The 24,782-nt window shown below is 46.1% G+C and carries 29 protein-coding genes and 2 pseudogenes; 25 read left to right on the top strand and 6 right to left on the bottom strand.

Going from position 1 to position 24,782, the window contains the following annotated elements; genetic code table 11:
- The first annotated feature begins 92 nt into the window (after positions 1-92).
- The 8 genes from AQR02_RS15110 (at position 93) to AQR02_RS15080 (ending at position 3,880) form a co-directional block, all read left to right on the top strand.
- Complete coding sequence (locus tag AQR02_RS15110) at positions 93-587, top strand: hypothetical protein (RefSeq protein WP_054941186.1); 495 nt, start codon at positions 93-95, stop codon at positions 585-587.
- Between the two features lie 15 nt (positions 588-602).
- Positions 603-824 (top strand): hypothetical protein, encoded by a 222-nt coding sequence (locus AQR02_RS15105; RefSeq protein ID WP_054941185.1) that lies wholly within the window; start codon positions 603-605, stop codon positions 822-824.
- Positions 825-881: 57 nt separating this feature from the next.
- Positions 882-1,151, top strand: a complete 270-nt coding sequence (locus AQR02_RS15100; RefSeq protein ID WP_054941184.1) for a hypothetical protein — start codon at positions 882-884, stop codon at positions 1,149-1,151.
- A complete protein-coding gene (locus AQR02_RS15095; RefSeq protein ID WP_054941183.1) occupies positions 1,148-1,810 on the top strand; it encodes a hypothetical protein in 663 nt (220 codons plus the stop codon). Before AQR02_RS15100 ends, AQR02_RS15095 begins: the two co-directional genes overlap by 4 nt.
- A gap of 42 nt (positions 1,811-1,852) precedes the next feature.
- The gene (locus AQR02_RS15090; protein WP_054941182.1) at positions 1,853-2,566 is read left to right on the top strand and encodes an AAA family ATPase; all 714 of its coding nucleotides are present in this window, start codon (positions 1,853-1,855) and stop codon (positions 2,564-2,566) included.
- Between the two features lie 217 nt (positions 2,567-2,783).
- Positions 2,784-3,086 carry an ABC transporter ATP-binding protein gene (locus AQR02_RS15085; RefSeq protein WP_054941181.1) on the top strand — a complete coding sequence of 101 codons (303 nt, stop codon included), beginning with the start codon at positions 2,784-2,786 and terminating at the stop codon, positions 3,084-3,086.
- Between the two features lie 128 nt (positions 3,087-3,214).
- Positions 3,215-3,445 carry an oligopeptide/dipeptide ABC transporter ATP-binding protein gene (locus AQR02_RS31375; RefSeq protein WP_082451858.1) on the top strand — a complete coding sequence of 77 codons (231 nt, stop codon included), beginning with the start codon at positions 3,215-3,217 and terminating at the stop codon, positions 3,443-3,445.
- Between the two features lie 186 nt (positions 3,446-3,631).
- Positions 3,632-3,880 carry a hypothetical protein gene (locus tag AQR02_RS15080; RefSeq protein WP_054941180.1) on the top strand — a complete coding sequence of 83 codons (249 nt, stop codon included), beginning with the start codon at positions 3,632-3,634 and terminating at the stop codon, positions 3,878-3,880.
- Between the two features lie 11 nt (positions 3,881-3,891).
- Here AQR02_RS15080 and AQR02_RS15075 read toward each other — a convergent pair whose 3' ends face one another.
- Positions 3,892-4,758: a hypothetical protein gene (locus AQR02_RS15075; RefSeq protein ID WP_054941179.1), complete on the bottom strand. Its 867-nt coding sequence runs from the start codon at positions 4,756-4,758 to the stop codon at positions 3,892-3,894.
- A gap of 84 nt (positions 4,759-4,842) precedes the next feature.
- Between AQR02_RS15075 and AQR02_RS15070 the strand changes: the two genes are divergently transcribed.
- The 4 genes from AQR02_RS15070 to AQR02_RS15055 all read left to right on the top strand — a co-directional run bounded on the left by AQR02_RS15070 (position 4,843) and on the right by AQR02_RS15055 (position 8,327).
- A complete protein-coding gene (locus AQR02_RS15070) occupies positions 4,843-5,382 on the top strand; it encodes a GNAT family N-acetyltransferase (RefSeq protein ID WP_054941178.1) in 540 nt (179 codons plus the stop codon).
- Between the two features lie 68 nt (positions 5,383-5,450).
- The gene (locus AQR02_RS15065; RefSeq protein WP_054941177.1) at positions 5,451-5,825 is read left to right on the top strand and encodes an iron chaperone; all 375 of its coding nucleotides are present in this window, start codon (positions 5,451-5,453) and stop codon (positions 5,823-5,825) included.
- A gap of 51 nt (positions 5,826-5,876) precedes the next feature.
- Positions 5,877-6,509, top strand: a complete 633-nt coding sequence (locus tag AQR02_RS15060) for a hypothetical protein (protein ID WP_054941176.1) — start codon at positions 5,877-5,879, stop codon at positions 6,507-6,509.
- Between the two features lie 252 nt (positions 6,510-6,761).
- Positions 6,762-8,327, top strand: coding sequence for a hypothetical protein (locus tag AQR02_RS15055; RefSeq protein ID WP_054941175.1), 1,566 nt, complete (start codon positions 6,762-6,764; stop codon positions 8,325-8,327).
- Between the two features lie 603 nt (positions 8,328-8,930).
- On the opposite strand, the gene AQR02_RS15050 is transcribed toward AQR02_RS15055, so the two are convergent.
- Together AQR02_RS15050 and AQR02_RS15045 are read right to left on the bottom strand one after the other, a co-directional pair.
- The gene (locus AQR02_RS15050) at positions 8,931-10,799 is read right to left on the bottom strand and encodes an LTA synthase family protein (protein ID WP_054941174.1); all 1,869 of its coding nucleotides are present in this window, start codon (positions 10,797-10,799) and stop codon (positions 8,931-8,933) included.
- Between the two features lie 286 nt (positions 10,800-11,085).
- Complete coding sequence (locus AQR02_RS15045) at positions 11,086-12,552, bottom strand: glycoside hydrolase family 5 protein (RefSeq protein ID WP_245237477.1); 1,467 nt, start codon at positions 12,550-12,552, stop codon at positions 11,086-11,088.
- Positions 12,553-13,059: 507 nt separating this feature from the next.
- Between AQR02_RS15045 and AQR02_RS15040 the strand changes: the two are divergent.
- Positions 13,060-14,093 (top strand): annotated as a pseudogene (locus AQR02_RS15040) (zinc-binding alcohol dehydrogenase family protein).
- A gap of 175 nt (positions 14,094-14,268) precedes the next feature.
- Positions 14,269-15,825 (top strand): ABC-F family ATP-binding cassette domain-containing protein, encoded by a 1,557-nt coding sequence (locus tag AQR02_RS15035; RefSeq protein WP_054941172.1) that lies wholly within the window; start codon positions 14,269-14,271, stop codon positions 15,823-15,825.
- A gap of 92 nt (positions 15,826-15,917) precedes the next feature.
- On the opposite strand, the gene AQR02_RS15030 is transcribed toward AQR02_RS15035, so the two are convergent.
- Positions 15,918-16,736: a hypothetical protein gene (locus tag AQR02_RS15030; RefSeq protein ID WP_054941171.1), complete on the bottom strand. Its 819-nt coding sequence runs from the start codon at positions 16,734-16,736 to the stop codon at positions 15,918-15,920.
- A 108-nt stretch (positions 16,737-16,844) separates the two neighbouring features.
- On the opposite strand from AQR02_RS15030, the gene AQR02_RS15025 reads away from it, so the two are divergent.
- The 6 genes from AQR02_RS15025 to AQR02_RS15000 all read left to right on the top strand — a co-directional run bounded on the left by AQR02_RS15025 (position 16,845) and on the right by AQR02_RS15000 (position 20,629).
- Entirely contained in the window at positions 16,845-17,465 is a 621-nt protein-coding gene (locus tag AQR02_RS15025) for an HAD family hydrolase (RefSeq protein WP_054941170.1), read from the top strand.
- A 21-nt stretch (positions 17,466-17,486) separates the two neighbouring features.
- Positions 17,487-18,146 carry a hypothetical protein gene (locus tag AQR02_RS15020; RefSeq protein ID WP_054941169.1) on the top strand — a complete coding sequence of 220 codons (660 nt, stop codon included), beginning with the start codon at positions 17,487-17,489 and terminating at the stop codon, positions 18,144-18,146.
- Positions 18,147-18,180: 34 nt separating this feature from the next.
- Positions 18,181-18,594, top strand: coding sequence for a contact-dependent growth inhibition system immunity protein (locus AQR02_RS15015; RefSeq protein ID WP_054941168.1), 414 nt, complete (start codon positions 18,181-18,183; stop codon positions 18,592-18,594).
- A gap of 80 nt (positions 18,595-18,674) precedes the next feature.
- Positions 18,675-19,385 (top strand): hypothetical protein, encoded by a 711-nt coding sequence (locus AQR02_RS15010; RefSeq protein WP_054941167.1) that lies wholly within the window; start codon positions 18,675-18,677, stop codon positions 19,383-19,385.
- A 42-nt stretch (positions 19,386-19,427) separates the two neighbouring features.
- On the top strand, positions 19,428-19,907 hold the full coding sequence (locus AQR02_RS15005) for a DinB family protein (protein ID WP_054941166.1): 480 nt from the start codon (positions 19,428-19,430) through the stop codon (positions 19,905-19,907).
- A gap of 23 nt (positions 19,908-19,930) precedes the next feature.
- Positions 19,931-20,629, top strand: coding sequence for a CTP synthase C-terminal region-related (seleno)protein (locus tag AQR02_RS15000; RefSeq protein WP_054941165.1), 699 nt, complete (start codon positions 19,931-19,933; stop codon positions 20,627-20,629).
- An 11-nt stretch (positions 20,630-20,640) separates the two neighbouring features.
- On the opposite strand, the gene AQR02_RS14995 is transcribed toward AQR02_RS15000, so the two are convergent.
- Positions 20,641-20,922: a hypothetical protein gene (locus AQR02_RS14995; RefSeq protein ID WP_054941164.1), complete on the bottom strand. Its 282-nt coding sequence runs from the start codon at positions 20,920-20,922 to the stop codon at positions 20,641-20,643.
- A gap of 55 nt (positions 20,923-20,977) precedes the next feature.
- On the opposite strand from AQR02_RS14995, the gene AQR02_RS14990 reads away from it, so the two are divergent.
- The 5 genes from AQR02_RS14990 to AQR02_RS14970 all read left to right on the top strand — a co-directional run bounded on the left by AQR02_RS14990 (position 20,978) and on the right by AQR02_RS14970 (position 24,281).
- A complete protein-coding gene (locus tag AQR02_RS14990) occupies positions 20,978-21,352 on the top strand; it encodes a MerR family transcriptional regulator (protein ID WP_054941163.1) in 375 nt (124 codons plus the stop codon).
- 96 nt (positions 21,353-21,448) lie between these two features.
- Entirely contained in the window at positions 21,449-22,279 is an 831-nt protein-coding gene (gene coaW, locus AQR02_RS14985) for a type II pantothenate kinase (RefSeq protein ID WP_342447479.1), read from the top strand.
- Positions 22,280-22,341: 62 nt separating this feature from the next.
- Entirely contained in the window at positions 22,342-23,313 is a 972-nt protein-coding gene (locus AQR02_RS14980; RefSeq protein WP_209444160.1) for a phosphotransferase enzyme family protein, read from the top strand.
- Positions 23,314-23,397: 84 nt separating this feature from the next.
- A complete protein-coding gene (locus AQR02_RS14975; protein ID WP_054942117.1) occupies positions 23,398-23,781 on the top strand; it encodes a hypothetical protein in 384 nt (127 codons plus the stop codon).
- A 41-nt stretch (positions 23,782-23,822) separates the two neighbouring features.
- Positions 23,823-24,281, top strand: coding sequence for a DUF2691 family protein (locus AQR02_RS14970; protein ID WP_054941160.1), 459 nt, complete (start codon positions 23,823-23,825; stop codon positions 24,279-24,281).
- Between the two features lie 42 nt (positions 24,282-24,323).
- Here AQR02_RS14970 and AQR02_RS14965 read toward each other — a convergent pair.
- A pseudogene (locus AQR02_RS14965) lies at positions 24,324-24,723 on the bottom strand (winged helix-turn-helix transcriptional regulator).
- Positions 24,724-24,782: the final 59 nt, after the last annotated feature.

Below are 24,782 nucleotides of genomic sequence, written 5' to 3'. Positions count from 1 at the left end.
CTTAAATAAGATGCACCCACATCGTCCGGAATAATGTTATGAAAATAAGGTAGCAGGGTGCATAGTATGACAAGTTGTGGAGGGGATGAATTTTGATTAGTAAAAAAATAAAGCTATTCCTCATCAGCTCAATCGTTATTCTGGTAATATTTCTTGTTTTTACTAAGTACTCCAAACCCATTCATGCCGTTCTGATTGAATATTCAAATATGAAGGAAGTGGCACCTGACCTTTACGTTGAACCTGGTTTACAAAGTTCCGAGCAAGAAGAATTACTAAGGACTGTGGAGTCTGCAGAGAGCAAAATAGCCGAAGTTTTTGGCGGGAGAAGCTCAAGTCCCAAAATTATTGCTGTACAATCACAAAAGGCACTTCAAAAATATGCGGAAAACTCTACAGGACAAACCTATTATTATCCCTGGAAAAACTATATTGTAATCGGACCTAAGGGGCTGAATGAAAGTGTAATCTCACATGAATTGACGCATGCTGAACTGCGAGAAAGACTACATAATAAACACAAGGTACCGGCTTGGTTCGATGAAGGTTTAGCAGCGATGGTGGACGGGAGATTTATAAATAATTAGGGTGTCTGGAATGAGGTGACCGCTCAAGGCAAGAATGCAGTGAATCTCAGCCTGCTGGAATCTCATTCGGCATTCGAGTATGGAACAGCAGATGCCCAAAGGAACTATAATTTAGCGTGTTATGAAGTAAGCAGGTGGTTCAAGAATGCCGGTCAAGAGGGACTTCTTAAATTAATTGATGCTCTAAATGCAGGCGGGGATTTTGGTGAGCGGTATAATCAGATCAGCCTATACTGAAACTTCCAAATTTAGGATTCGTATAAAAAGGAAACGTGTCAAAAGGAGGCTCCAGAAATGGCAAACGGAGCAAAGAGGTTCTTTAAGATTTTTTCCAAAAATATAAAAGAGTTAACAGCTGCAGCCCCCTATCAGGTCAATGGCCTGCGTGTGATCTGCGTGCACTGTCAATATGATAAATTCGATCATGGCTATGCGCAGTTGAATACCGCTTTACTGAGTTTCTTGAATCTTGATTTCGCCAACCGTTCAGCGAATATATTGACCTGCGACCGCTGCGGGTATGTTCATTGGTTCAATAAAGACATTAAGAAGGTGCGGACATGAACAGCAAGCAGCAATTTACCGGAATCAGTGTGTGCTTACTGTCGGTTGGCCTCCTGTTCACCGCATGTGATTCCAAGTCCGGAAAGCTGTCCGTTAAGGAAGCCGAAACAATTGTTCAAGAGTTGCTGGGTCCGCAGGAAGCCAGTCTGGTTAGTGAGCTGAATGAGATTACACCTCCTGAAGTCTGGTCGGAGACCAAACATCAGATTTTTAAAGACAGCAGCAGCTTAGAAACCTTTGTTGTTGCTGAAGGGAAGGCTGCAGTGCTGGGAAATGGGTTCGGTGCCTATGGTGTAACCAGTGTTGTGCCTTACGATATCAATAATGACGGGACCATGGATCTCGTGTATGCTTATTCCTTCGGGTCCGGAATTCACCGTTCACTGGTTTCCTGTATGGACTTAAGCACGATGAGCGAGCGCGGCATCCGGAGTAAAGCCGAACATACAGGCTTCCGCACTGAAGATTTGATTTTGAAGCGGGAAGGCGACAAAATAATTACTTATCAGATTGATAACAAGGCGAATAAAGAGGACGTGCACGAAGCTCTGCTGAAATACCCCTCGAAAAAGGATATTCAATCGATGAAGCTGAACCAGGACGGCGTTCTCTTCCTGGAGAATAATCAGCTGTTCTATGAAGCTGTAGACGCGGAGTAAGCGGGATAATGCTTTTATTAACATAGGTTAGGAGAGGATAACATGTTCCTGCGAAGTGTGGAGATTCTACCGAAAAAGGATACGGATCTTTCCCGCTATCCATTTACCATATCAGCCCTGAAAAGTCTGCACCGACTTGAATTCAAGACGAATGTTACCTTTCTGGTTGGTGAAAATGGTTCAGGAAAGTCCACTCTGCTGGAAGCAGTTGCTTATCAGTGCGGATTTAATACAGCAGGCGGAGGCAGGAACAATACCTACGAGGTAGATGCTTCGCATTCGGCGCTGGGGGATCACCTGCGTTTATCCTGGCTGCCCAAGGTAACCGACGGTTTTTTTCTCAGGGCGGAGACCTTCTACCACTTTGCTTCACATATTGATACGATGCCTTCCAGCTTGAGATATTATGGGGGGCAGTCATTACATGAACAGTCCCATGGCGAGGCATTTTTGTCACTTTTTAAGAACCGGTTCGGTAAAAAGGCGATCTATCTGCTGGATGAACCCGAAGCAGCGCTTTCACCAGCCCGGCAATTGTCATTGCTTCGAATCATTAAGGATCTGGAGAAAGAAGCCCAGTTTATCATCGCAACGCACTCTCCGATTCTCCTTGGCTATCCGGATGCCCAAATCCTGAACTTTGACAGTCAGCCTGCCTCGGAGATTCAGTATGAAGACACACTGCACTACATCCTAACCAGACGTTTTCTCGAAAACCGGAAGGCGGTTTTGCGGGAGCTGTTCAGTGATGAATAGGTTCGTTATTAGGAGCCTGATCTCATATCAATAATAGATGGGTTATATGGTGATTTTACTGTAAGCAGAAGCCGCGCATAGCGCGGCTTTTGTATGCGGAAATCGCCCGGAACTTAGCCGGGATCTGCTCCCGTAGGGGATTTGGGCAAATGGATTATCGGAATTTTCCAAATTTTATAATAATAAATATTATAAATACGAAGGAATTTCCGTAGTTATGGTAACGCATGACTTTGGCCTCGCCACCAATTTTTGCGACAAAATTATGGTGATGTACGGCGGAAAAATCATGGAAATGGCGACCACGGATCAGTTCATCCGTGAGGCGACACATCTGTATTCCATCGGGCTAAAACGCTCAATTATTGAGGTTGGGCATAAGGGGAAAGTGATTATTTCCATTCCGAAGTCGGCAAAGACGCTTACCGAGACTCCTGCCGGCTGCCGTTTGCCGAACGCTGCACCTTCAAAACGGAGCGGTGCCGCCATGAGGTGCCTGAGCTTCGCACATTTGGCATAGTTCATCAAATTGCCTGTCATCATGCCGTGGAGGTCGCTTCCTATGCCGTCTAGTCCACTCTTGCAGGTAGAGAATGTCTCCAAAACCTTTCGCGTACAAGGCAAGAAGCTGCATGCTATTGAGAATGTATCCTTCACCCCGGAAGCCTTAATTCAATTCTGAAAATCCCGGATAAGCCGGAAAATAAACAAGAGATGTTATCGATTCAAGGGGAGATCCCTTCACCGCTTAACCCTCCTGACGGTTGCGCCTTTCATCCCCGCTGTCCTTATGCTTTGGATACCTGCAAGGTGGTAAAGCCACAACAGCGGCGCGTAGCCGAAGGCCATTTTGCAATGGGCAACTGGTTGAATAGGTAAATACAGCTTCTGTATAGCAGCAATCCTCCAGATCGTGGAGGTTTGCTGCTTTTTGCTGCTGCCTACTTGATGAATTGAACCTAGAACATTGAGATAAGGGAAGGAGGAGTGACGGAAGGGGATTTTGGAACTGGAGGAGTGGTATAATGGACAAGAGAATGAACACTGCAGGAGGAAAGAACAACAATGTCTAAAGAATATTCACGCATGTATATTGAAAGTGTAAAGCAGGAGCTGCTAAGCCGGCTTGGCCTGAAGCAGGTATATTTTAAGGGGCAGGCGGGCGATGATCTGCTTTATGAGGCATCCGGCTTTGACAGAGGGACGTCGCATAAATTTTGCGTCAGAACCAAAACAGGAACCGTCGATGAATCAGTTGCCGGGAAGTGGATGAAGGTCCGCGGCTTTACGATTAAGAGCAAGGAACTGAATTAACCTGAGGAATATCAGAGGAACTCTCCGAACAACCGGTCCAGAACTGCCGTATTGACACCAAGCTTACCCTGCCATCCGGCCCATGGCATCTCCATATCGGAGCGTCCCCGGGTATTGTTCAAATGAAGCTCCCCATTCAAAATTTCTTCTGTATTCGTCCACTGACCGGGAGTAAGCGTCAAGATCTGATTCGGCAGCACACCAAGTACAGCAAGCGATTGCAGAATACCCCGGCGCGTACCCGCAGTACCTTTTATCAGTCGGGAGGAAGTCAGCCGTTTCTCGAATTGACCGGGAGTTTCGTCAGGCAGTGCTGAATCAAGGCTTTTAATAAACTGTCTGAAAAGCTCAATGTCTGCTGCTGCCGGTACAATAGGACTGTGCTCAAGGAGATCGGCTATTTCCGTTAAATCGGCGTATGCTCCTGTAGTACTGCTGCCATAAACATTACCTAAGTGGAGGGTATAACGGATGTAAGAGATATTCTCCCACTGGTCTTTATGAAATCCGCAGGTTTTGCAGCAAATGAAGTGCTCTGTTTGGACATATTCATGTTCCCGCATATGGAGCATCCTGTGATAGCTCATTAAGGGAGAAATGCCTCTGGGAAAGCTTCCGCCAACACCTGCTATGAACGCTCCCGCTATCCCTGACCATGACAACCGCTCATCCGATTGAAGGGCCATCAGCTTCCGGTTCCCTTCATCATGGGTGATCCATTCCAGTTCGTTTGCTTCCCATCCATATTGCGTAAGTAGCCTGCGCTCATCAAGGCTTAAGCTCTCCAACCGGTACAGACTGACGCCGCGCTCTGCATCATACCCGGAATTGTCATAACGGTACAGCTTCTTTAATGCAGCCAGCGTTTTTGTGTCCATCAGCAGTCCTCCTGTGCCATACGGGATCTATTGACTACTAGAATAATGGAAGATTGGGTTTCTTACAAGAAAAGGGGGCTATAAATGAACACTTTTAAGCTCGAAACGAACCGGTTAATCATTAGGGAATTCACGCCAGAAGATCTGGATGAAGTACATGCCTATGCGTCAGATCCGTTAGTGGCCAAATATATGATCTGGGGCCCGAACTCAGAAGCGGAGACAAGAGAATATCTTAACTTGACTATTGATATGCAAAAGCAATCTCCCCGCCGGGGGTTTGAATTCGCGGTCGTACTGAGAGCTACGGATCAGCTGCTGGGCGGATGCGGACTTCATCTCAGTGACCCGAAGCAGGGGGAAATCGGATATTGTTTTAATCCGCTGTTCTGGAAGCAGGGCTATACGAGTGAAGCGGCGGAAGCTCTGCTGCAGCTCGGTTTCCGGGAGTTTGGACTGCACCGGATTTACGCGACCTGCCGCCCGGACAATATCGGTTCTGCGAAAGTGATGCAAAAGATCGGTATGACTTACGAGGGTCATTTGCGTGAACATATGTGGCATAAGGGCGGATGGCATGACTCCTATCTGTATTCGATTCTTGAACAGGAGGATAAGGGCTGACATGAATAGGTGTTGTGGATTGGAATCAGAAAAAGGATTAAAAACCGTATTCCTTAAGGAGGAACGACATGGAAGTTTTTGCAGAATATTTAGCGAAGATTGATCATCCGGAACATCTGGCACGCATGGAAGAAGTGTTGGCTTGGGTCACTGATACATTTCCCGGATTGATGCCCAAAATTGCCTGGAATCAGCCCATGTTTACCGATCACGGCACGTATATTATTGGCTTTAGCGTAGCCAAACAGCATATGGCGGTTGCCCCTGAACTCGCAGGGATTAATCATTTCTCTGATAAAATTGTGCAGGCCGGCTATGATCACACGAAGCAGCTGGTGCGCATCCGCTGGGAAAAACCGGTGGATTATTCCTTACTGCAGGAAATGATCGAATTTAATATTGAGGATAAAGCAGATTGTTCAACGTTTTGGCGGAATTCCTAGTGAAAGTAAGTGAAATATAGAAGCACAAATTAATATTAAAGGGGGAAAAAGATGCCAGAATATTCGCACATACAAACCTACGTAAAGTGCGACGAAAGCAATTATAAAGAGGTAATTCATAAGTTCGCTACTTTTCTATCGGTAATAGGAATTAATAACGATTATTTTAGAAGTGAGCTTCAATGGGAATTAGCTGATAATGGATTTATGTATACTGGGGGAGGTGCTTCTGCAGAAAAGGTGAATTTGAACGGAAGTCTTCTACATGTAAGGCCTTATGTTGTAGGCTTAACTCCAGACGTCATTCCCGAACTTTTGGAGTCATGGCTTGAATTAAATATATTATTTTGGACTGAAGAAATTACATCGGACTACATAACCCGAGAACTGAAAATGCAGTATAAACCGTATATATGGAGTTTGATGGAGCAGTTTAAGGACAATTATCAGCAAGCTGGAATCTATTTCACAAGCGAGTTTTCCGACGGGATACCATGGAGTGCAATTGTTTCGCAAAAATATGAGGAATTATGGTCTTTTGATGCAGCCATTATACCTAAAAGTTGGGTGGACTTGTATATCAAACCTAATGATCATGTGTTCTATTCAACATATTTTGAAGATGAATTATACCTGGCACGCAAAGATGTTTGGATAGAAAGGCCTTGGCGGGATTACGGATAAGACTGAAATGGTTTAATACCCTTAAAGCGGGGCTGCTATCCTAAATGTATTGGCAAACCGATAATCTCTTTCCGTGAGTTCCAAGATGTGGACCGATTTAGATCAACAGTATGTTAATATATTGTGCGTCTTTCACAAAGATAGATTAAAATTGTAAAAATAGTAAAATTATATTCTTTGCCATATTCTTCTATGCTATTCTAGTTGCGACCGCCATTGGTCATATCCTAAGAATAGAGTGGAGGAATGTTAATGCTTCATAGCTTCCCGCGTCTGCGCAAAACCTGGACGAGTCTGGTCATTGCCGCTGTTCTGGCTGCGGCTGTAGGAATCCCGTCCCTGAAGGTCAATGCCGAAGGTCCGTCCGATCCGGCTCCCAGTATCACCCCTACTACAGCGAACGGCAAGAAGGTTCTATTCGATAATACGCATGCCCAGACCGCGGGTGCAGCGGATTGGGTGATCGATGGCGCCTTTTCGGATTTTGCAGGCGGTTTAGCGGGTGCTGGCTATTATGTGAAGGAATTACGTAAGAGCACAGCGATTACATTGGCGGATCTGTCCGGCTACGACGTGTTTGTGATTCCGGAAGCTAACATTCCCTATAAGACCTCCGAGCAGGAGGCGCTGCTCAGCTATGTAAACGCCGGCGGGAGTATTTTCTTTATCAGTGATCATTACAATGCCGACCGGAACAAAAACCGTTGGGACGCTTCAGAGGTCTTTAACGGTTACCGTCGGGGCGCCTGGAGTAATCCTGCACTTGGTATGAGTACAGAGGAGGCGGCTTCGTCCGCCATGTCTGGTGTTTCCAGTTCAGATTGGCTGTCTACTAACTTTGGGGTGAGATTCCGCTACAATGCACTCGGTGATGTCGTAGCCAATAACATTGTGGCCCCGGCCCAAGCCTTCAACATTACAAGCGGAGTATCCTCGGTTGCCGTTCACGCCGGTTCAACGCTTGCTATTACCAATCCGGCCAAGGCGAAAGGAATCGTCTACGTGCCGACGACAGCTACGGCCTGGTCGAGCGCAGTAGATGCCGGGGTATATAACGGCGGCGGGGTTGCGGAAGGGCCGTTTGTCGCGGTGGCCAAGGTAAGTGCAGGCAAAGCCGCATTTATCGGGGATTCCTCGCCGGTAGAAGACGCATCACCTAAATACAAGAAGGAAGAGACAGGCGGCACCAAAACCACCTATGACGGCTATGAAGAAGCGGACGATGCAACGCTCTTGCTCAACATGGTTAACTGGCTAGCAACGAAGGAAAGCTACACCTCACTTTCTGCGGTTCCCGGGCTTTCCTTGGATACAGCCACTACGCTGTCCAGCTGGGAATTACCCGCTAACTCCACCCAGCCGGTGGCAGAGCCTTGGGCGACTCCGGCTTCCGGATACAAATGGTATGATCCTTCTACGTTTAAAAGCGGTTCTTATGGTGTAGCTGGAACATCAACCACCAACCCGGCTTACGTATTTGAACATCAGGCGATACTTCCCAATCAATATGAATTCCAGGTGAAAGTTATCCTTTCAGGTCTGACAGCCAACTCAACGACCTCCGGCTACAGCCTTGGCATTTACAACAGCTCAGGAACGCAGGTTGCTAAAATCAAGAACAGCGACGGTTCCTGGCCTTCTTCCTATGGCTACAGTTCGACTTTCTCGCTTACGGCTGATTCTGGTGGTGTTGCCTCTAAAACGTTAACCGTGTCCATCAATCCGAACATCACCGGCGCGGCCAGTATGCGTCTGCGGTTGAACAGTACGGCAAAATATACAGAGGCAGTGACGATTGCGAACGTACCGGTCGAGTAGTGCTTCCTGTAACCTTGAGAGCAGCCGGGTTTTTCCCGGCTGTTTCCTTGCGTTTGGGAATCTTGCGCAAACGCAGGTAAAGTTTTTTTGTAAGGAGCGGATAATTATTTTAAACAAACAAGATTTTATGGATAATAGAAGCCCCAATATCTATTCACATCTCCCGTTTGTGACTAATTTTCAAGTACAAGAATACATAGTTCTACGTGACGAAGTTTACTGTTATCTGCTCTCTATTGGAAAATCAGAAGTTAAATCTGAAATGGAAGGATATATATTACTGCAATAGCGACTGAAGTATTGCGAAGATATGTTGTTATGGGAAGAGAAGTCAGTGATTCAAAATAGAATTGGGATACTAAATCAAATTCTGCATTACAGAATAGAGAATGGGGTAGTTATCTATGATGACTGGAACCTTTATGAGCTATTTGGGGAAAATGAAAATGATTACTATCTTTTCACATGGTACACAACAGCCTGATATATGGGTTTACGTCTTTAGAATTGTGATTCCGCGTAAGGTTAATTACAAACAGCCACCCCTACTTCGACAATGGCGAAGCTGGAGTGGCTGTTTACATGAGCGTACTTGTATCCGTCTTATTCCAAGACTTCTCTATCCGGTAATTGTGAAACATAGCTGTCGGAGAGCTGAAGGAGCTTCAGCGCACGATCGAACTCATCCTCAGTGGAGTGAAGAAGCGGCTTATTGCCGTCACCTGACAGCGTGTAATGCTGGCCGTCCTCGTACCCGCTGCCGGATAAGAACAGCTCTTCGTTATTTACAAACGATCCGGTTGGCAGATAATAACGCTGAGGCAGCAGATTGTAGGCCGTCTGATTTAATAAATCCTGTCCAAAATGAATATGATTCTCCACAGGCACACCCAGCAAATTCGCTACTGTCGGTAAAATATCCACCTGTCCGCCTAATTGATTCTGTATGCTTGGAACCGGCACTCCAGCAGAGGAAATAATTAACGGAATATTAATCAGATCACGCTCATTGTATTCATGACCAAGAATTTCCTCGAGCAAAACGTTATCCTCTTCCTTCAGCGAGAAAATAGGCAGTCCGCGATGATCTCCGTACAGCACGATCAGGCTATCGTCCCAGACCCCATTCTCCTTGAGCTCGGCAATAAACTGTCCCAGCGCGTAATCCGCGTAGTTCTGGGCGCGAATATAATCACCAACAAAGGTACCTTCATATCGTTCCGGCAACGTCATTTGATATTTGTTCTCCGGAATAGAGAAGGGGTTATGGGAAGACATTGAGATGACATGGGAATAAAAAGGTTCACTGCGTTCATTCATCCGGGCCAGCTCAGATGAGGTCTTCGAGTAGAGGACTTCATCGGAAGAACCATAAAAAATGGTGTCGTCTTCACCGAAAAAGGCTTTGTCATAATAACGGTTAAAACCAAGTGCACGATAGAGCTCACCGCGGTTCCAGAAATCAACTTCGTTCGTATGGAAGGTAGCGGTATCATAACCTTGAGCCTGCAGCAGTTTTGGTAAGCTTGGCAGCTCTTTGGGAGCGTAAATTTCGGTTGCCGGACCATCCGGCGGAACATAAAAGGAAGTATTTACGATAAATTCCGCATCAGAGGTGTTACCTTGACCAACCTGCTGGAAGAAACGCGGGAAATAGATACTGCTGTCCGCAAGCTTATTCATGTTCGGTGTGATTTCGTGTCCGTCTATCGACAAATGGATTAAGAAGTTCTGAAAGGATTCCATCTGAATGATAATGAGATTCTTGCCTTTGGCGGCTCTGTTGAGAATAGGATTAGTCTGGGCCTGAATACCCTTGGTCTGATCGATCACCGATTGAGTAATCTGGGCGCTGTCAATGACCTCTTCCTCCTGATCCGCAAGCAGGGCATAGGCTTCATAATTCAGAATCCCCATCTGCTCAGCTTGGACAGTCTCATTCATACTGGCTTTGTTGGGGAAGATATTCATCATGCAGATTACCAGGGAGATACAGAACAGGACTGCGACTACCTTGCGGTTGCTCTGGCGTGACATGGCTTTTTTCCAGGCCAGCGCTTTCTTCCGGCTTAGCATAATGAGGCTGATAATAATGATATCCAGGAAAATCAGCATATACTGCGGATGAATGACCGCAAATATACTCTTTTTGACTGCTCCCACCTGTTTCGCCTGACCGATCACCTGTGAAGTGGCGATAATCCCGAAGTGATTATGGTAGACTATCAGAGAAAAGAATAGAACGGTAATTAGCAGATTTACGAGCATGTAGATAGCAATCTTCCGTTTCGTGGCGAACCATTCGATCAGACAGAATATGATAAGGACAAAGGGGATTTCTTTGAACAATGTGCTCCAGGTAGGCCCGTCTTCGAACAAGTAATACCAGGCAAAGTAGCTTTTTGCAAGCATGATAATGGAGAAAAAGAGTATGGATCTTTTACTGAGTGTACGCGGTTCCTTCAATCGCATGGGTTATGCGCATCCTTTTCTATTTAATTAATTCATTCTATTACACCGGGGCTTTCAAAATCAACTACATTAGATTACCTGAAAATAATGAAAATTCATATGAAGTAAAGATGAACAATTAATGGACAAAAGGTGCCAGTAGTGGAAGTTGATGAATTGATTGCCGGAGGAAAACTGAGGATTTAAAGCCGAAGACTAGAAGTTCCCGAAGGCAGGCGCTTGAAAGGCCCATGTCAGTGACATGAGCCTAATCTATTCCTTAATGATATTTAACGTACTAAAACGGTTATTGAACAGTTATGCTATCCACATAAATAGCAGATTGGCCGCTGCTACCCGAAGAAGCCCGGAACTCGACTCCGATCTCTTTGACATCATTCAGGTTCGGAATGCTGCTGAGTGACAGAGTCAATGTGGTGCCGCTGCCCGAATTAATCAGCTTAGATCCGCTGTCGTACCAAGTCCAACCCGAACCGGTTTTCACGTAAAGAACGGCAGTGATGCCATTGCCGAAGCTGCCCCAGGCTGCATGTTTTACGGTCGCTTTGAGACTGGATTTTCCCGTGAGATTTTGACTGGCGGCAATATGCAGGCTGTGTTTGGAGTTGGAGGATAAGTTCACATCTGCTTTGAGAGAATACGCTCCGGCAGACTTCCATTCGCTGGTCGTCCATGGGCCGCCTGTAATATTGCTTCCGGCCCAGCTCACAGTTCCTGATTCGAAATCATAAATGGTAGAGGTGTTTCCGGAACCAGGGTCTGTGTTTCCGCCTCCAAAAATCCCGGATAAGACGGATGTAGCTTTAATACCGTTGCTTCCGTTTACAACGGTGTTGCCGAATGAGGTAAGTGAGCTGCCTGACCAATCATTTGTCATATCAAGGTAAGCGAGGTCACTGCTGTTTCCCTTCCAGGACCAGGCCAGCCAACCGACACCTTTTTCCTTGGAATAGCTCATGATGGTGGCTTCGTCTACATCGCCATTGGTGTGCTGACCGCCAAATTCGCCTATAATCAAAGCCAGATTCTTGCTCAGCACATTATCGATATTCGACTTGACTGTGCTTGCATTCCCGCCGGCGTATTCATACATGTGAATGGAGAACATTGTGTTTTTTAGCGGATCTGCATTTAGTACCTCTGTTCCGTAATTGACAATGGAAGCCGGATATTGCCCCCAGCCTGCGGAATCTACTATCAGCGTATGATTCAGACCGGCGCTGCGAAGCTTCGGGATTGCCTGCTTATAGCCATTAGCCCAATTTGCCCCATCCCATGTGCCATACCACTCGTTTGCGATATTGATGATCACGCTGTCTTCCTTGCCGATAAGTGCATTTTTGATGCCAATCCAGTAATTTACGGCAGTGTTCAAATCAGTGAGACTGTCGCTTCCTGTGGCGTCATGCACCTCTAGAACGGCGATCAGCTTGTTTTGCTTACAGAGGCTGAGAATACTATTAACGGCATTCATATCATCAAGGGACCATTTGGAACCATTTGATAATACGATTCGGACCGTGTTAGCACCCGTTTTAGCAATTGCAGGAATCGCGGTGGAGAGCTGATCCTTGTACCATGTATGCGCATGATTGACTCCACGCATAACAAAAGGTTGTCCGGTAGAATCCATTAGTTTGGTTCCGCTTACATAAAATCCGCTGGCAGCATGTACATTTTTAGGAGCCTGTCCAATTAAGGAGAATACCAGAAGGAATAGCACTATTGCTCTCGACCACTTACGTAAAATCACCAAAAAACCACCCCGGAATTGTATTTATGTAGACCCTCATGGATTGTTGATAATGCCTAGCTGTTCACCTCCAGAAGTTTTATTGAATGAGGGTAACATACCTGTTTGCGCTTTCAAAACGGTTAATCAGTTCTAATAGTTGGTAGTATATTAGCATTTTGTTATTTGTATTACGTATAATTATTTTATGCATTTTACCTAAAAAAGGACTTATTATCTTTTTTTTGTGTGTGGGAAAGATAAATATCAGCTAAATTAATGAAACAATTCAATATGTATTACTAAAAAAAATATTTTAATTATCATAAAGTTATTGATTCATGCGAATGTAGAACCGAGATAGTGAGTCTGATGTGAGACGAAGGATTTGTTGATATGGAGTTCAGTATACAAAATGATACTATCTCACATTAATGTGCGTTCTTAACGGAAGTGTATGTATAACTTATACTTACTGTACTAACTATTTATAAGGACATCACAGTTACGATAAGGAGATGCGATTCCATGACCAAAGAAACAATGAAAGCAGTAGGCTTAATCAAATACTTGCCAATCGATGATGCGGAGAGCCTGATGGATGTGGAGCTGGAGAAGCCGGTCCCTGCAGGCAAAGACATTCTGGTAAAGGTTAAAGCAATTTCTGTAAATCCGGTAGATGTCAAAGTACGCTCCCCCAAAAGGCGGGTAGAGGAAGCTCCAAGAGTGCTCGGTTGGGACGTTGCAGGTGTGGTAGAACAGGTCGGAGAGGATTGTACATTATTTCGTCCTGGTGACGAGGTCTACTATGCTGGCAGCATTAAGCGTGCGGGTGGAAACAGTGAGTATCATCTGGTGGATGAGCGGATCGTCGGTTCGAAACCGGCGGCACTGTCTTATGCTGAGGCTGCTGCACTTCCATTAACGTCCATCACGGCATGGGAAGGTTTGTTTGACCGGCTGGGGATTTCCACAGGCAAGGCTGATAATGCCGGCAAAACGCTTCTGATCATCGGAGCAGCAGGCGGTGTCGGTTCAATCGCCATTCAGCTTGCCAAACATGCAGGACTGACCGTTATCGGTACGGCATCCCGTCCGGAATCAGCCCAATGGGCGAAGGGACTGGGAGCGGATCATGTGATCAATCATTTTGAAGAGTTCTGCCACAGCTGCAGGCTGCCGGATTAGCCCAGGTGGATTATATCTTTTGCCTGAACAGTACGGAGAAGCACTGGAAGAGCATGGCCGCGGTTATCGCACCGCAAGGGAAAATCTGCTCGATTGTCGAGACGGATGAACTGCTCAATCTGACCCTGCTCAAGGACAAGAGCGTCACGTTTGTCTGGGAGCTCATGTTCACCCGTTCCATGTTTGGGACTCCGGATATGATTGAGCAGCATAAGCTGCTGAATGAGGTGGGCCGTCTCGTTGACAAAGGCGTAATTCGCACGACTACGACCGACAAGCTGGAACCGATCAATGCCGCGAACCTGCGTAAGGCACATGCCATGCTGGAATCGGGCCGTACCGTTGGCAAAGTGGTGCTCGAACGCTTCGAATAATTAGAGAACTGCCGGGATATTTCCGGCAGTTTTTGTTTGCTTTTTTTGTAAGGCAATAGCCTGGTCTGCAAATCAAAGAAAAAACATCATTTCTTTTGTAATCTGTATGGAGTTGCGGAGCCAAAACCTTTATAATATGACGAGTATACTTTGTAAAGGAAAAGGTGTTAAATTCATGAGCATATTAAATGTAGAGAAGCTGAGTCACGGCTTTGGTGACCGTGCTATTTTCACTGATGTATCTTTCCGCCTGCTGAAGGGTGAACATATTGGTCTGATCGGTGCTAACGGTGAAGGGAAGTCTACCTTCATGAATATCATCACGTCCAAGCTTCAGCCTGATGAAGGTAAAATTGAATGGGCCAAACGCATGCGGGTAGGTTATCTGGACCAACATGCTGTGCTGACTAAGGGACAGTCGATCCGGGATGTGCTCCGCGGGGCATTCCAATATCTGTTCGATATGGAACAAGAGATGAATGACATGTACGGCAGAATGGGCGATGTCACTCCGGAGGAGCTGGAACAGCTGCTTGAGGATGTCGGTACGATTCAGGATACGCTGACGAACCAGGATTTCTACATGATCGACGCCAAAATCGATGAAACCGCCCGCGGTCTGGGACTTACGGACATTGGTCTTGATAAGGATGTTCATGATCTCAGCGGCGGACAGCGGACCAAGGTACTCTTGGCTAAACTGCTGCTGGAGAAACCGGACATTCTGTTGCTGGATGAGCCTACGAACTATCTTGACGAACAGCACATCGTCTGGCTGAAGCGCTATCTGCAGGAATATGAGAATGCTTTTATCCTGATCTCGCACGATATTCCGTTCCTTAACAGTGTGATCAACCTGATCTATCACATGGAGAATCAGTCACTGTCACGTTATGTGGGCGATTACGAATATTTCCAGCAGGTGTATGAGGCGAAGAAGTCGCAGCTAGAATCTGCATTTAAACGCCAGCAGCAGGAAATTTCGGATCTTAAGGATTTCGTGGCCCGTAACAAAGCCAGCGTGGCAACGCGCAATATGGCCATGTCCCGGCAGAAGAAGCTGGACAAGATGGAGGTTATCGAGCTGGCTAAGGAAAAACCGAAGCCGCAGTTTAACTTCAAGCCTGCACGTACCTCCGGTAAGGTGGTATTCGAGACCAAAGACCTCGTCATCGGCTATGACTCTCCATTGTCCAGACCTCTGGATCTGAGCATGGAACGCGGCCAAAAAATTGCTCTGGTCGGTGCGAACGGTATCGGTAAAACCACACTGCTGCGCAGCATTCTCGGACAGATTCCGGCAATTTCCGGTTCAGCCAGACTCGGGGATCTGCTGGAAATCGGCTATTTCGAGCAGGAAATTAAGGATGCCAATTACAATACCTGTATCGAAGAGATCTGGAGTGAGTTCCCGTCCTTCACGCAATTCGAGATCCGCGCTGCGCTTGCCAAATGCGGTCTGACGACCAAGCATATCGAGAGCAAGATCGCAGTGTTAAGCGGTGGCGAAAAAGCCAAAGTCCGCCTCTGCAAGCTGATCAACCGCGAGACGAATCTGCTCGTACTGGATGAGCCGACGAACCACCTTGATGTAGACGCCAAAGAAGAGCTGCAGCGTGCCCTCAAAGCATACAAGGGCAGCATTCTGCTGATCTCCCATGAACCTGAATTTTACCGTGATATCGTAACCGATACGTGGAACTGCGAATCGTGGACCACGAAAGTATTCTAAACGGTTATCGCCGGGCTGCCTCTATGAGGCAGCTTTTTTGTATGTTTGGCGGATTTGAGGGATGCGTTGGACCCATTTAACGGCCTTCCGGTTTAGTTTTTGCGGGCGACAAATTGATGGTTTACCAGATCCAATATGTATACCCTTGGCTCCAGTTCCGGTTCGCCCCCAGCGCCAACCGGAGAGAATACGACCAACTGTTCATGATCGTTGACTGGTGCCGGCTGCAGTTCGGCATAGACAAGCGTATCTTGTACGATACCGTCCTGTACGAAGGATAGCGGAAAGGCCTCCCCGCTCCGTTTGTCGATAGCAAAGGCATACCCGACCAGTCCATGTCCGGACTTATACTGGGGAGTTGGCAGGTACATATCTGCCTCTTTAAAGCTTACCCTTGCAAAATCCAAGATACAGTCTGTCGGCTGGACGAATAAAAAAGCAGGTAGCTTAGACAATTCCAGATCTTGGTTTCCTTTCCGGTACACGATGGAGTAGTCCGCCTGATAAGTCTGCTCCCCTTCCAGACCGTAATTGCTGGATACATTCAGATGTCCCCGCTCTTCAGGACCGCTGGAAATCATCAGCAGTTCGCCTTGCCCCGCTGCTGTTCTCGCCCGAATCGTCTGAGCATCATTAACAGAATCTATTATCACTGAACTGGCCAGACCCTCCAGTGGGAATTGGCTGGTGATACCTTCTGTATTTTCTGGAAGCTGTGCCGGGTCCGTCGCGGCAGATGAACCAGAAGGAGTTGAAGCTGGTGAAGTTGACGGAGCTGCTTCAAAAGTAGCAGCAACGGAGATGGATGACTTTTGACTGCTGCAGCCCAGGAGCAAGCTAAGCGAAAGAATCGCGCCCGCTGCCTGTATTGTAGTTCGGATTGGACTCAACCCTTTCTGTGTAATTTGCATATCCCCCCAATTATACCAGGACTGCAAAAGGAAGGCTGGAAATGATATCATAATTGTGAAACAGGATTCAAAGCGATAAATATTTTACCAACCAAAGGCGGGGCTTGCATGGATAGCATTATTTTTGATTTAGATGGAACCCTCTGGGATTCTACGGAAGTAGTAGTGGTGGGCTGGAATTCTGTATTAAGCAGCTACACAGAGATCGGCAATGAAATCACTAAGGATAATTTGAAAGGAATAATGGGCCTCCAAGTTGCAGAGGTTGGCAGAAAACTGTTCCCTAGCTTAGAGGAGCACATTCAAGAAAAGATTTTAAGTGAATGTTGTGCAATGGAGTGCCAGTATCTTGCCGAGCAAGGCGGAATGTTATATGAGGAGCTGGAGGCCGTGCTCCAGGTGTTATCCTCAAAATACAAGCTATTCATCGTAAGCAATTGCCAGGCAGGATATATTGAAGCTTTTTATAAGTATCATAAGTTGGATAAGTATTTCACCGATTTTGAGAATCCGGGTAGAACCGGGCTTTCCAAGGGGGAGAATATTAAGCTGATCATGCAAAGAAACAACTTAGCGAACCCGGTTTATGTGGGGGATACGGAAGGGGACCAGAAGGCGGCTGCGTTTGCCGGAATTCCTTTCGTCTTTGCAAGCTATGGATTCGGGACGGTCAGCCGACCGGATTATACGATTAATCGTTTAAAAGATCTTGTAGAGTTGTTTAACTAACCCGGAATCGAGCTGAAATCCATGAAACCAAAAATCGGAATTGTTAAATTTGGCGGAATTTCCTTTATTCTTTCGGGACTTCTTTTCCTGGGTGTGTCTCTGTTTCTTCTCCCGGTGCCTAGCCCCCCACTGTCGGATACGGAGCTGATGAACTGGCTGGAGGAGTGGAGGTTCAATATTTCGATGGCAGACGAGCTGCTGATGTTTGCCTCATTATTGCTTATCCCTTCCACCGCCGGACTGTACAAGGTATTGGAGAAGACGGATACGATCAAAGCGCTGCTGGGCTGCGGTCTGCTGGTTGTCACTGTCCCGGTATACATCATCCTCGACATCATCCTGGGGAGGCTCGTCTATCCTGTCTATGATATTGAGCTTTCACCGGATATCTATAAGCTGGTTCTCAGCATCTACCATGGAGGCATACACGCTGTAGCGATCATACTAAGCATAGCAACCATTATCTTGTGTCTTGTTATTAGAAAAAGTGCGCTCGGCAAGTCTGCGGCCTACTTTGGATTTGTGGTTGCGGTGCTGGATCTTATCGGCGCTTTTCCGTGGCTGATCGGAAGTGCAGCGGGGTTTGTGTGTCAGGCGGCTTCCGCGGTGTGGTTTGTATTTGTTGGTGTGCGGATGATAGGGAGATCCGGGAAGTTGACGGATAGGACTATAGCTAGGTAATGAACGATAAAATGATGCTTAAGGGAGGTTCTATATGGACTTAAAAGATATAGATTTCAACAAGTCTCTAAACGAACTTGAGTTGAAGGATTGGGGAGATGCTCCTGTTCATTCAACCGGGCTAGTCTTCAAAGTACATGAGCTAAGAAAGTTACCCCTGCAATATTGGACAAATGAAGATTTTAGACTAATGATTCTCCAGAAGATTTCATTAGATTATTTAGTACCCATCGCATTATATAGATTAGCTAAAAATCATTTCAGTTCAGGAGAATTATTTGCAGGTGATTTGTTATATGCCATTGTTAGAATCAATAATGATTTTTGGAAGCAACAAAGCAGGCTGCATTATGAGCTAGATAGCATAATAGATTCACTGAAAGTTGAATTAGAGACCTTCGCCGAAATCATTAACGATTACAAACGCAGCTATGAATTAGGGGATTAGCGAGGATTCCGGTTAGTATCTAGAGCGTATAGTGACCTGTCTTTAGAACTGGAGGTGTACCTATCAAGAGCAGAGACATTATGTATATGATCTTTAACGAAGCAGATCAGTCCGTAATCTCTACGGGGGTGAATTTCAACGAGTTTGTCAGTTCGTTCCCAGCAGGACTATCTAACATTTTACTTCTGGCTTCGGGATACACAGGACAGGATTTCCATTCTGGATTACGGATGGATTTTGTAAGAAAAGAACGTCTGGAGGAGTTTTACCGAGAAGATGTGTATAAATACGGGGATTTTTGCTGGATTGATTTCGGTAGTATGCCTGCACTTGATCAGCTGGAACCGCAGGAGAAGGCAGAACTGCTGTATTTAGGCCATTATCATCAACCGTTAAATACCCCGTTCTTTGATAAACTGAGCAACAGGTTTGTTTATTTAGCTCATGATGACGGATGGTACAACAAAATTTACTATAGAGACATCCAAGATTATACCATTATGCTGCAGCATATTTTCCCTGCAAAATGGCATGCACGCAAAAGGAAAGTGAAGACGCTTGGACTGGATGCCGCAGAGCAGCTCACTTCACTTGCCAGCAAGGGAGTGTTGGTTGAGTGGAACAGAACCATCAAGACAAGAAACAGCCTGGAAATTCCGCTGAATATCATTGGGGAGATTTTGAACTTAGACGATCTGTATAATAACTTGGAAAAGTTAAAAGCAAAAGCCGAAGCGGAATATCGGCTTGTATATAAGGATAAACACTGGACGGTTAATTCAGTGAAGTGAAATCACTGCAGTGCATTTTACAATTCAGGAGGTCGAGAGAATATGATCAAACTATTCGAATACAACTGGCAAGTCCGTAATGACTGGTTCGACTGGTGTGAAATGGTGAGCCAGGAAGAGCTGATGAAACAGCGCATAGGTGGTATAGGGTACATTCTCCCCACTCTCTATCATATTGTAGCTGTCGAATATGGCTGGATCTGCGGTGGAATTCAAGAGCGACAAATTGATATTCCTTCGTTCGAAGAGGTCGCCAGTCTCCAGCAAATCAAGGAGTTCTCTGCCCGCTGCCACACGGAAGTAGCTCCATTTGTCTATGCATGGGACGACAGCCTTGAGGACCGCATCATGATGGATATCTTGGATGATGGAACACAGGAAGCCCATCCATACGGTGAAGTCCTGAGGCATGTCATCGCCCATGAGATCCACCACATCGGGCAATTGTCTATCTGGTCACGGGAAATTGGAAAAGAGCCGGTTACTGCAAACTTGATAGGTAGAGAGCTTTTCAGAATTTAATATAGCCGAGAGGAAGTGTTCATGTGTTCCGTATTGGATTAATTGGTGATTATGATGCACAGGTAACCGCACATGTGGCCATACCGCAGGCAATCCGGTTAGCAGCAGAGGATCTCGGTTCACCTGTCAGCTTCGACTGGATTCCTACACCATCACTTGAGCAGGATGTCGAGGTGACGTTATCCAACTATCAGGGGTTATGGACGGTTCCGGCCAGCCCTTACCACAGCATGCAAGGTGCACTGAACGGTATTCGTTTTGCCCGTGAGCATCAGGTTCCTTTTATTGGTACATGCGGCGGTTTTCAGCATATGATTATTGAATTCGCCAGGAATGTCCTGGGACTGTCAGAGGCGGATCATGCAGAGGAAAACCCTGCGGCATCACTGGTGTTAGTGGCCCCTCTCACTTGCTCGGTTAGTGAACAAATACATACCTTCAAACTGACTCCCGGTTCAAAAGTAAGGAATATTTATGGAACGGATGAAATTGTTGAGCAATACGGCATTTGCAATTATGGTCTGAATCCTAAGTATGCCCCTTTACTGGAGCAGGCAGGATTGCGCATGGCAGGAGTAGACTTTGCTGGTGAAGTCCGAATTATGGAGCTGGACAAGCATCCGTTTTTTGTAGGAACCTTATTCCAGCCGGAGCGTTCAGCACTTAAACAACTCGTTCATCCTTTAATCAGAACCTTCCTCCATCATGCCAGCCTTACGTAGTCACATTTCATTTATAAGAGCAGGTAACCGATAAATAAAACCAGTGAAATTCCGCACCGGACGGCAACGTGTAAAGGGCGGATACGGCCCTGCAGCACATAGCCGTTACCAAGGGCGCTGCCTAGTAACCCGATGAGTCCAAGTAACAGAAAAAGCGGATGAAACGGTGTGCACAGCAGCGAAAATGAACCAAGCAGGTTGGCAGCTGTAAGCGTAAGACCCAGGTTACGGCGGTTGACGATTGCGCCGGCTCCCATGAGCAGTGCATACAGGACAATTAGGAAATAGATCATCTTGTTCCTCCTTGTGGTGGGATATAATACGAGTTAATCATATGGGGTTAACCCCATGGCAAGGGTGCAGATGCGGGTGCAGATCGGAGTCTTTGTCAGAGAGATGGAAACGACAGCGGATACGGTGCGTTACTATATGGAGCTGGCTTTACTCAAGCCCGAGCTTGAGCGGGGCCGCTACTACTTTGGCGAGAAGGAAGTCCGGGATTTTCAGGCGATCGTACAGCTGAAGCAGTGGGGTTTTGCCGTGAAGGATATTCAAAAGCTGTTCAATTATAAGCTGAGATCGGGCTGCGGGACGGCAGGGGTGCTTGTTTTTGCACAGAATATGCTGCAGGAGCGGGTACGGACAATAGACAGAGAATGGCGGAGCTTAGCAGGCAGCGGGATGGGGTTCTGGAGAATCTGGCAGAGGTGGAACAGGTGCTGAAGGGGATGCAAGAGGCGGGGTCGGGTACGTTGAACGATCAATGAATGACATTGAGGCAGTACAAGAAGTTAAGATAGCCAGTGAAAATGATAGCGAATTCATCTAGGAGGGGTAGCTCTGACGGTTAATGTAGGAATAGATGCCGGCGGTACACTTATAAAAATTGCTTATCTGAATCACGGGAAGGTTGAGCTGGTCAAGTTCCCGTCCAGTCAAATGTTTTTTACTGTCTCTTGGCTGCAAAAAAAGTTCCCAGCTGCCAGTTTTTGTGTGACCGGGGGTAAAAGTGACGTACTTCAGAGACTATTACAGCAGAACGTCTTGAAAATGGCCGAGTTCGAAGCCACCTGTAAGGGGGTTCTATATTTACTGCGGGAAACAGAAGACATACCTCAGGAATTTGTATTGACCAATGTAGGGACTGGAACTTCCGTTCATATTGTAAAGCCAGACAGCCATTTCCGGATCGGCGGTACTGGCGTCGGAGGCGGGACCCTGCTCGGTTTATCCAGACTGCTTACAGAAGTCAGTGACTATGACGATATTGTTCAGCTGGCACCGCAAGGCGTCCGGGATAGGGTGGACTTGAAGGTCAGTCATATATATGAAGGCTCTGAGCCGCCGATTCCCGGTGATTTGACGGCCAGTAATTTCGGCAACATCAACGGGAAACCATCCGCTATCGAAACACCTGACTACCTGGCATCAGTAATCGGATTGGTTGGAGAGACGGTCACCACAGTAAGTGTACACGCTGCTATGCAGTATGGGCTATCGACGATTGTGTATATTGGTTCATCTTTTATAGGCAATGAAGCGCTTGCGAAGGTTGTTGCCGATTATACGATATTACGCGGGGCACATCCATTACTATTGAAGAATGGAGAGTACAGCGGTGCAATTGGGGCGCTATTATCGTTAGAGTGAGTTGAACGGAGGGGTATCAAGTGGAGCATGCCATTAAGAACGTATTTAATACACACTCAATTATGAACATTGCAGCGAACCGCTATGGAATCAACACGGAAGAGTTATCTTACCTTGGCGGGTTTCAGAATTTTGTATACGAATACCAGCACAATGATAGATCATACATATTAAGAGTTACTCCGGATAAACATCGTTCGGCTAATCAGGTAAAAGCAGAGCTTAACTGGATTATGTATCTGGCTAATAACGGAATTTCTGCGTCGCTACCTATTCTTTCGGCCAATCATGCTTGGGCTGAAGTTATTGAAGCACCGGAGATGTATTTTACTGCCGTCTGTTTTGAAAAAGCTCCAGGGAATAAGATTCCCTATCCTGAATGCCTGAACAATAACGAAGTATACAAACAACTGGGCCAGATCACAGGTAAGATGCATGCGCTCTCCAAGCTATATAAGAAGCAGGACGCCGAATTGCGGAGACATGATTGGAATTTGAATTATTATTTGCAGAATATAGACATCCTCCCTTCCTCACATCATCGTGTAAAAGAAACTTATTACAGCATAATAGATACCCTCAAAAAGCTGCCTATGGATAATGACGCCTACGGACTTATTCATGGTGATATGGGTTTTGGGAATTTTCATGTGAGTGAGCAAGCCGGGATTACGTTATTCGATTTCGATGAGGCGCAGTACAGCTGGTTTGTAGAGGATATTGCCGTTCAGATCTATTATCTGGTCTACGTATACGGAGGGGAAGGAGGTGGAGCAAGCCGGGAAGAACAAGCTCTCCGGTTTATGCATTATTTCATGGAAGGATACCGTAAGGAAAACACATTAGATAATTACTGGCTGAAGCAAATCCCTGTGTTCTTGAAGCTGCGGGAGTTGATTGTTTACATCGGGGCATTCCGGAATTTTGAGGGTGATGAGACATTCCGTACATCAGAAAATCAATGGTTCAAAGATTGGATCAGAGAAAGCAGAGAGAGATTAGAGAATAACGTTCCTATTGTTAATGTGTGGTAGAGGCGCTAATCCTGCACTGCATTTCTTGAAATAAGGTGAATAAGCTTATACAAAATCTGCTTCATGGAAGTGAGGAACGAAATCATGATCTTATTCATTTCATCATTAATGTTTTCAATCCTGATTGCTATTGTTATTCTTTTTCAGGCCGCATTAGCTGTTGGCATGCCGTGGGGCGAGTATGCGATGGGCGGGAAATATCCCGGTAAGCTCCCGGCTCCAATGCGTGTAGCCTGTCTGATTCAGATCGTCATATTAGCTTTTCTGGCAATCATCGTGCTCAGTCAATCGGGAAGTATCCTTCCTGGCTGGAGCGGGTTTGCAAATGTGGCGATTTGGTTTGTTGTTGCCTTTTCAGTGCTGGCTACAATCCTGAATCTCATTACCAGAAGTGTGTGGGAGAGAAGAATATGGGCTCCGGTAGCAGTGTTAATGCTTATAACCAGTCTAATAGTGGCAATTGGATAATACAAGGCGAAGCCTATGAGCACTAAAAAGGAAGGTGAAGAATGAAAAGGGGTATTACTTTCAAGATTCCGAATGGGCACGGACGTATTCTTGGGGAGATCCTGAAGCCCTTTGATGTGGCCGCATTTCATTGGTATAACGGGGGAGAAGAGGCATATTTCTCGGGCATGTCAGAGCCGCTTTTCCCTGAACAGACCTTCGGGATGGACGGTATTCTGCTTAAGGAGAGTATAGAAAATCATGATTATTACGTCATCTTTGCAGATCTCAAGGCTTATCCAAAGAATAAAAAGGTAATAGATGTTCGTACGTACGAAGAGTATTTAACGAGTGACTGTCAATTCGTACTGTTGGTGGTCGACTGTACCTATATCACGATTTATTGCAAGGATAAAGATAAGTTGGAAGACTTGTATCACAATGCAATTTTACAAGGATTCAATGATGTAGAGTATACTACTGACGAAAATGATTACAGAACAGGGTTATCTGTATGGTAGTGATGCTTGAAATAACGGTGAAATCTAAAGAGGAACAGCAGTCTAATCCAATTCAGGATCATTTGCTGTGATTGTCTCCCGGGTTGTTGTTTTAACAAACCTTTTGCCCCATTCACAGAGCGGATCGAGGACCATCCGCAAAGATCTTCCGCTTTCTGTCAACTCATAAACAACTTTAGGCGGAACTTCCAGGAATACTGTGCGAAGAATGAGCCCATCTGCTTCAAGCTCTTTTAACTGCTGGGTGAGCATTTTTTTGTGTGATTGGTGAAAGAGTACGTAACAGCTCACCATTGCGGACCGCACCTTGCTCGGCCAGCAGACAGAGGATCGCAGTTTTCCACTTGCCGCCGATCCGCTCCAGTGTGGCTTCGGTCGGATTGTGATACTTTTTATCATGAGATATAGCGTCAGTATTTGCTTTGTCGGCCTCAAGCGTCATGATCTTTTCCTCCTTCAACGTACCCATTTGGTAACTATATTACGAAAAAGTGCGTACTT

Origin of the sequence: Paenibacillus ihuae, from assembly GCF_001368795.1 — a bacterium.
GTDB lineage: Bacteria > Bacillota > Bacilli > Paenibacillales > Paenibacillaceae > Paenibacillus_AQ > Paenibacillus_AQ ihuae.
Note: the sequence above shows the minus strand (reverse complement) of the source record. Positions and strands in the feature narration are given on the sequence as shown.